Source organism: Microbacterium testaceum (assembly GCF_001476655.1).
Classification (GTDB): Bacteria; Actinomycetota; Actinomycetes; order Actinomycetales; family Microbacteriaceae; genus Microbacterium; species Microbacterium testaceum_C.
The window spans coordinates 35179-42487 of the sequence record NZ_LDRT01000035.1; the positions used below are offsets into that span (position 1 = coordinate 35179).

Below are 7309 nucleotides of genomic sequence, written 5' to 3' on the forward strand. Positions count from 1 at the left end.
GCGCCGACGAACGCTCAGGGAGCCGACGGGGCCGCCCCTCCGGAGAGAAGCGACCCCGTGGCATCCGTTGTCAGCTGGAGGGCCAGCCGCTCTGGATCTGTTCGAGAACGGTCGCCGTGGGCGTGCCGTTGACGAAGTCGTTCATACCCTTGAAGAACGTGCCCGTTCCCACCGCCGACGGCATCAGGTCGGAGGCGTCGAAGCGGAACGTCGTCGCGGGGTCCTGCAGGATCGTGATGGCCTGCGTGAGGATCGCGCTCGAGGCGTTGTTCGGGTCGAGGCCCTTGTTGGCGGAGATGACGCCGCCGAGCTTGACGCGCGAGTTCGCCCAGTCGGCGCTGGAGAGGTACTCCTGCACCTTCTGCGTGGCCTCGTTGTCGTTGAACGCACCGACGATCTCGCCACCACCGGTGACGACGTTGCCCTTGGCGCTCGCGTCGAACGGCGGGGTCAGGAAGGCCCAGATGTCACCGTCTTCGGCGACCTTGCCCCCGGCGTCGGTGATGAACCCGTCATAGAACGACGCCTGGTGGTGCAGCGCGCACTTGCCGTCGACGAGCGCCGTGGCCGGGTCACCGAAGGGCGTGGTCACGATCGTGTCGACGCCACCGAAACCGGCGTTGACGTAGTTGGAGTTCAGCGCGATCTTGCCGAACTCGTCGAACGCCGACGCGATCTTCGGGTCGGTGAACTTGACCTCGTTGGAGACCCACTTGTCGTAGACGTCGGCACCCGACTGTCGCAGGACGATGTCCTCGATCCAGTCGGTGCCCGGCCAACCGGTCGCCGCGTCGGAGCCGAAGCCCATGCACCACGGCGGGGTGTTGGTGGTCTGCTGGATCTTCGCCGTCAGGTCGAGCAGGCCCTGCCAGTCGGTCGGCACGGTCCATCCGTTGTCGGCGAACTGCTTGGGCGAGTACCAGACCCACCCCTTGACGCTGGCCATGAGCGGGGCGCCGTACTGCGTGCCCTCGTACTGGCCGTAGCCGGCCCAGTCCTCGGACCAGTTCTTCTTCACGTTGTCGACGACGGCCTCGGGCGCGGGCTTCAGGAAGCCCTGGGCCGCCATGTCGCGCATCAGGCCGGGCTGCGGGAAGATCGCGATGTCGGGAGCGTTTCCACCCTGGGCACGAACCGCGATCTGCGCTTCGAACTCTTTCGACGCCTCGTACTTGATGTCGATGTTGTTCTCTTTCTCCCAGTCCGCCCAGGACTGTTCGAGCAGTTCGGCCTCGGTGTCCGAGATCGTCCCGTAGACGGTGACGACGTTCGAGTCGCCTCCGCCGTTGCTGTCTCCTCCGGTCGATCCGGGTCCCCCCGAACATCCGGCCAGAGCGATGCCGGCAACGCCGGCCAGGGCTAGCGGTGCCAGTAGGCGGCGACGCTGTGTCATGCCCATGTGGTCCTCCTCGTCGAGTCACTGTCGGTGCACCGGATCCCGTCGGGAACCGATTCCAGGCAACCGTAGAGGGAAAGCATAGACACCGCAACACGATCAGGTCACGAACGCATAACTAGCGTCTTTTCGCTGCGAGACCGTGGGAGGAGCGCAGGGAACCGGTTCCATCTTCGGCGCTCATCGAGTACGCTTTCGCGAGATCGACACAGCAGTCGACCCCACATCGAGGAAGACGACGGGATGAGTGGAATCGCCGACGTGGCGCGCCTGGCGGGCGTGTCGAAGTCGACGGCCAGTCGCGCACTGACCGGAGGCGGGTACGTCTCGGAGAGCACGAAGCAGCGCGTGGCGGACGCCGCCGCCTCGCTGGGCTACGTGCCGTCCACGAGCGCCGTGAGCCTCGCGACCGGGCGCACGCGCACCATCGCCCTCATCGTCCCCAAGGTGAACCGGTGGTACTTCGGCTCGATCGTCGAGGGCGTGGAACGGTCGCTCATCCCGCAGGGATACGACGTGACGCTCTACGTCGCCGAGCCCGGATCACGCGATCGCGAGAGCCTCTACTCCACCTACCTCGCCCGGAAGCGATTCGACGGCGTGATCGCCGTCGCCCTCGAGCCCGAGGACCGTGACCTGGAACGACTCGTGGGAATCGGCAAGCCCACGGTCTGCATCGGCAACGCCCTCGCCGAGATCCCCACCCTCGGGCTCGACAACGTCGGCATCACGCGCATCATCACGCAGCACCTCATCGCCCTCGGCCACACCGACATCGCCTTCGTCGGGAGCACTCCCCCGACCGACGCCCCCGCCAAAGACGTCGACGAACGCTCGATCGGCTACCGCAACGCGATGAACGATCACGGATTGACCGTGCGGATCCGCAACGTCCCCTCGACGTTGACGATCACCGACGCCTACGCCGCCGCCGCGTCGTTCCTCGCGGACGCCGCCTCCCGTCCCACCGGGGTCGTCGCCGCGTGCGACGAGGTCGCGATCGGTGTGATCATCGCCGCGCGCCGCATGGGGATCTCGGTCCCCTCGCAGTTGAGCGTGGTGGGCATCGACGGGCACGACTACGCCGAGATGTTCGCCCTGACCACGGTGGAGCAATTTCCGCAGGCCCAGGGCATCGAGGCGACGCGCCTGCTCCTGTCGATCATCGAGGGCAACGAGGCGCCGCTCCGCAGCGAAGCGGCCACGCGACTGGTCGTGCGCGCCTCGACCGCTCCCCCGCGCCTTCCCTGACAGGGCAGAACCCCGGATGCCATGGCATCCGGGGTTCCTCCGTCGTCGGGGGTCAGTCCGCTCGGCGCACGCCGCGACGCCGCAGCGCCACACCGAGAGCCAGGAGCGCGAGAGCCGCGAGGACTCCGCCGCCCATCCACGCCGTGTCGACGCCCGTGCGCGGGAGCCCGTCGGGGCCGCGAGGCGGCGCGGCTTCGCCGTCGCCCTGGTCGTCCGGGCCGTTGTTCGGCGTCTCCGAGCCGTCGACCACGCGGACCGGCACGGTCGCGGTGGAGCCCGACGCGGTGCTGACGGTGATATCGAGCGCCTCGGGTGCGTCGGCGGGGACCGTCAGCGCGACCGCGGCCGTTCCCTCCCGCACCGGCACCGTCAGCGAGGCCGCGGAGCCGACCGTCACGCTCGCCTCGGTGGCGGCGGGGCTGCCGAGCGAGGTGAGGTCGAGACCCGACACCGTGAAGGCGGCCTCGGCCCCGCGGGACACCTCGGACGGCGCGCCCTTCACCTCGACACCGCGCGCGGTGAAGTCCGGGGCGAGGTCGGGGTGAGCCGTCAGGTAGGCGATCCAGCCGTCCCGATCGATGAGGCCGGAGTCACGCGCATCCGTTCCCTCGTCGAAGACCGTGAACGCGTCGCCGCCCGACAGCAGGAAGCTGAACGAGCCCACGCGGTACGACGCGGCCGGGTCGACAGGCATCCCGTCGATCCACACGCCGGAGACGCGCTCGCCCGGAGCGCGCGTCGCATCGTAGGTGTACCGGACGTTCTCCGACACGCTCAGCGAGAGCGTCGCCGCGCGGCCCGCCGCGTCACCCCACTGCTGCTCGAGCAGACGACGCACCTGGTCGCCGGTGAGGCTCGTCGTGCCCAGGTTGTTGACGAACGGGAGCACGGCGTTGGCCTCGGCGAAGGTGATCACGCCGTCGTCGCCGCGCAGAAGCTCCGCGCGCAGGCCGCCCGGGTTCACCACCGTGAGGTCGGCGTCGCCGCGCGCGGGGTCCGCGAGAGTGTCGAGCAGGGCGTCGGCGACGAGGTTGCCGAGCGCGGACTGCTTCGAGCGGTCGTCGCGCTGGCCGCCCGTGTAGACGCCGTCGACGTACGATCCGCCGAGGAAGGCCGTGGTGATGTCGGCCGCGACCGACCCCACCGGCCGTGACCCGACACGCTCGGCCTCGGCGAGAGCGCGGTCGACGATGTCGGCGACCTCGGCGACGCGCGGATAGGTCGCGATGAGCTCGGCGTCGAGGGCCGCGCTGTTCTCGGCGGTCTGCTCGTCGTCGTCCTCGACCACCTCGGCCTCGAGTCGCGGCACGTTGCGGGCCTCGTGAGCGACGACATCGCGGCTGGCACGATCGATCGTCAGGACGACCTGGCCGATGTTCTCGCCGTAGTTGCCCGTCTGCAGCACCGGACGGGTGCCCTCGCCCCCGGGGACCGGGGCGTCCCACGCGTACTCCTCGTGCGTGTGGCCGGTGAAGATCGCGTCGACATCGGCATCCGTCTCCGTCACGATGCGGGCGAACGCCCCACCCTGCGCGAGCGCCTGGTCGACGGTCGTGCCCGACGCGTCGCCCTGCGGCGCACCCTCGTGATACTCGGCCACGAGGACGTCGACCTGGTCGCGGATCTCCGCGACCACCCGGTTCACCTCGGCGACGGGCTCGCGGAACTCGATGCCCTCGATGCCTTCGGGACTGACCAGCGACGCCGTCTCCTCGGTGACGGCGGCGACGATCCCGACCTTCAGCCCGTTCACCTCGACGATCTCGTAACCGGGGAGCAGGGGTCGACCGTCGCGGTAGACGTTCGCACCGAGATACGGGAACGCCGCCCGCTCGGTGACACGGCCGGTGAGGTCGTCGATCCCCTTGTCGAACTCGTGGTTCCCGACTCCGGATGCCGCGAGCTCGAGCGCGTTGAGCACGTCGATCGTGGGGGCGTCGTCGGCGTTGGCCGAGGCGAAGAGCGAAGCGCCGATGTTGTCGCCGTTGGAGAGGAAGAGCGACCGGTCGTCGCCCTTCTCGGCCCGCAGCTGCTCGATCGTGCCCGCGAACTTCACGGTGTCATCGTCGATGCGCCCGTGGAAGTCGTTGATGTTCAGCAGGTTGAGCTCGGTCGTCCCGGACAGGTCGAGCCCCACGACGACGGGGTCGTGATCGCTCGAGCGGTACGGAGAGGCGTCGTAGAAGCTCCGGACGTTGGCGTTGTAGCGGCTGTACTCCAGAGCGAGCGCCTCACCGGCGTTGATGTTCCAGATGTCGGTGCCGGTGACGAGCTCACGCGCCGAGGGCGAGGCGAAAACGTGATCGAGCGAGCCGGACTGGCCGCTGAACGAGTACGTGTACTTCCCCGTGTCGGCACCCAGATCGGTGTATCCCGCGTCGCGCAGCACCTGGAGGGGGTCCTCCTGTGCGTAGGCGTTGAAGTCGCCGAGCAGGAAGACCGCACCGCCGTCGACGCTCTTCGCGCGTTCTCCGGCGAAGGCGACGAGTGCCTCCGCCTGACGGACGCGGTCCCCGTTGAAAGCTCCCTGGTCGCCGGCGGCGTTGTCGCCCTCGGCGGCCGGGTCGCTGTCGCTCTTCGACTTGAAGTGGTTCACGATCGCGACGAACGCCGTCTCATCGCTTCCCGCGGCCGCGAACGCCTGAGCGAGCGGCTGACGCGCGTTGGCGAAGGCCGGGTCGTCGAGGATGACGCTGTCACCGATCGGGCTCACCGCCGCCTTCTTGTAGATGAAGGCGGTACGGATGACGTCTTCCGACGCCGGCAGGGCGGCCGGTGACGGCACGAAAGCCCAGGCGTCCTCGCCCAGGTCGGCGTTGAGCGCGCCGACGAGCGTCGACAGGGCCTCATCGCGGGGCTTGCCGAGAGCCGCGGAGTTCTCGATCTCTTCGAGAGAGACGACCTCGGCCTGCATCGCGTTCAGGGCCGCGACGATCTTCGCCTGCTGGCGCTGCAGATTCTCGTCGTTCGCCGCGCCGCGGGGCCCCGGCTCGGGGCACCGGTTCGCGGTGATCGGGTTGCCCTCGCGGTCGGTGTACACCGAGTCGCAGCCGACGTCCTCCGCCGTGGTGGTGAAGTAGTTCAGCACGTTGAAGCTCGCGAGCTGCACCGTGCCGCCGACGTCTGCGGGGTGAGCGGTACGCGTGTTCGCGAACGTCGCGGGCTGCACGTCGGCGGCGTTGTCGACGGTCAGCTGCTCGGTGGGCTGAAACTTCCACGCGTCGTTGCGGTAGTCGAGGACGACCGGCCGCGTGAACGTCACGGGAGCGCCGACGCGCACGGGGTCCGTGAGCGAGAGGTACGGCAGCGGGACGTCGGTGGCAGACCGCTGGAAGTTCAGCGACGCCCCGTCGTCGAGCACCACCGCGCGGGCGGCGTTGTCGGCGACGACCTCGTCGAACTCGGGCGTACCGGGGCGGGCGACCTCGGTGGGCGCGAGGAGCGGGGTGGTGCCCGCGGCCAGCCCGACCTCGGCGTACTGGCCCGTGATGTAGGTGTTGGTGACGGTGAAGTCGCCCTGCGGGGCGAGGAGCATTCCCTCGAAGCGCTCACGTTCCGCGTCGGTGCGCGGCCAGACGACCTCGGCCGGCGTCACCGGCTCGGCCTGCTCGGTCAGAACCGTGACGAGATCGGCATCCGACGAGATCTGGGTGAGCCCGTTGTACTCCCCCGCCGTGCCGGTGACCTCGACGTAGTCGCCGATCGCGACCTCGGCGACCGCGCGCGAACCGTAGACGAAGAGGGCATCGGATGCCACGTGCTCCGCGCCCAGCTGACCACCGGTTCCGGGGGTCTGGACGAAGAAGCCGTTGTAGCCGCCGGTCGGATAGGCGGCGGTGACGACTCCGCGGGTGGTGACGGTCTGGCCGTCGAGCGGAGTGGCGTCGCCCTCGCCCTGGATGTCGCGGATGGGCGTGATGTCGGCTGCCGCGACGGCCTCCGCGGCGACCGCGGGCGGGGTCGGAGCTTCCGGAGCGGCGGTGTGCGCGGCGGGGGTCTGCACCGCATCCGGAGCCGCGGTCTGCGCCGTGTCCGGGGCAGCGGGAGCCGAGAGAGGGGCGGCCGTGGCGGCCGGGGCAACGAGGGCGGAACCGAGAAGGGCAGCGGCGACGGCAGCGCTCAGCGCTGTCGCGGTGCGGCCCGAGGGTCGCCGAGAAGGCACGGGTGACATGGGTCTCCTGCGAATCCGACGGTCATCGTCGGGTGGGGGGATCGACGGGGGGTCTCTTCGACCGTAGACGACCTCATCAGGAATTCCCAGGCTTCTTTCGTTGCCATCGTGTGAACACGACGTCGAACGAGAGAAGGCCCGGATGCCGATGGCATCCGGGCCTTCTGAATCGCGTTACCGCGACCGTGAAGCGTGATTACTTCAGGGTCACCGTGGCGCCGGCCTCCTCGAGGGCAGCCTTGGCCTTGTCGGCGGTCTCCTTGTTCGCGCCCTCGAGCACGGCCTTGGGAGCGCCATCGACGACGGCCTTGGCCTCGCCGAGGCCGAGCGAGGTGAGCTCGCGGACGACCTTGATGACCTGGATCTTCTTGTCGCCGGCGGCCTCGAGGACGACGTCGAACGAGTCCTTCTCCTCGACCTCTTCGGCGGGCGCGCCACCGGCGGCGCCGGCTGCGGCCACGGCCACGGGGGCGGCGGCGGTGACGTCGAAG

General features: G+C 69.5%; 4 protein-coding genes. 1 reads left to right on the forward strand and 3 read right to left on the reverse strand.

The window, feature by feature from the left end:
- Positions 1-70: 70 nt before the first annotated feature.
- The gene (locus NS220_RS06485) at positions 71-1399 is read right to left on the reverse strand and encodes an ABC transporter substrate-binding protein (protein WP_058623267.1); all 1329 of its coding nucleotides are present in this window, start codon (positions 1397-1399) and stop codon (positions 71-73) included.
- A 240-nt stretch (positions 1400-1639) separates the two neighbouring features.
- Here NS220_RS06485 and NS220_RS06490 point away from each other — a divergent pair, with 240 nt between their 5' ends.
- Positions 1640-2647, forward strand: a complete 1008-nt coding sequence (locus tag NS220_RS06490) for a LacI family DNA-binding transcriptional regulator (protein ID WP_058623268.1) — start codon at positions 1640-1642, stop codon at positions 2645-2647.
- A 52-nt stretch (positions 2648-2699) separates the two neighbouring features.
- Here NS220_RS06490 and NS220_RS06495 read toward each other — a convergent pair whose 3' ends face one another.
- Both NS220_RS06495 and rplL read right to left on the reverse strand, forming a co-directional pair.
- Positions 2700-6809: an ExeM/NucH family extracellular endonuclease gene (locus NS220_RS06495; RefSeq protein WP_242864549.1), complete on the reverse strand. Its 4110-nt coding sequence runs from the start codon at positions 6807-6809 to the stop codon at positions 2700-2702.
- Between the two features lie 205 nt (positions 6810-7014).
- Positions 7015-7309 (reverse strand): 50S ribosomal protein L7/L12 (rplL, locus tag NS220_RS06500; protein ID WP_058623269.1); only part of this gene is annotated, 295 nt, incomplete at its 5' end.